Origin of the sequence: Pseudomonas sp. SIMBA_067, assembly GCF_046534675.1 — a bacterium.
In the GTDB taxonomy this organism is placed as follows: Bacteria; Pseudomonadota; Gammaproteobacteria; order Pseudomonadales; family Pseudomonadaceae; genus Aquipseudomonas; species Aquipseudomonas putida.
In genome coordinates this window covers 1-299 of the sequence record NZ_JAWRYH010000234.1, presented here as the reverse complement: position 1 = coordinate 299, position 299 = coordinate 1, and the positions used below count along the sequence as shown (strand labels likewise).

Genomic DNA, 299 nt, shown 5'->3' with positions numbered 1-299 from the left:
CATTGACTCAAAGCGCCCGGCAAAGCGCTCGCTACCCCGGCTGCGGCACAAGTCGCGAGCGGCGATCAGCAGCAGCTGCAAGGTGGTGAAACGCTGCTGCCCATCAATGACCTGGCGGCCCTGCACAGAACCGGTGTCATTGCGCAGTTGCTCAATCACCACGGCACCGAGGAAGTGCGGGCGCAGGTTCTCACCAGCCAGCACCACACCGAGCAGGCGCTCGAAGTCCTCCCAGAGCGGTTGCCAGTTATCCTCACGCTTCCAGACATAGGGCCGCTGGAACAGCGGAATCTGGTAGC

1 protein-coding gene is annotated in these 299 nt (G+C 62.9%); it reads right to left on the bottom strand.

Features of this window, described 5'->3' with window-relative positions:
- Positions 1-299, bottom strand: a 299-nt coding sequence (locus SB765_RS28885; protein ID WP_410932388.1) for a DUF262 domain-containing protein, incomplete at both ends; no start/stop codon positions are given.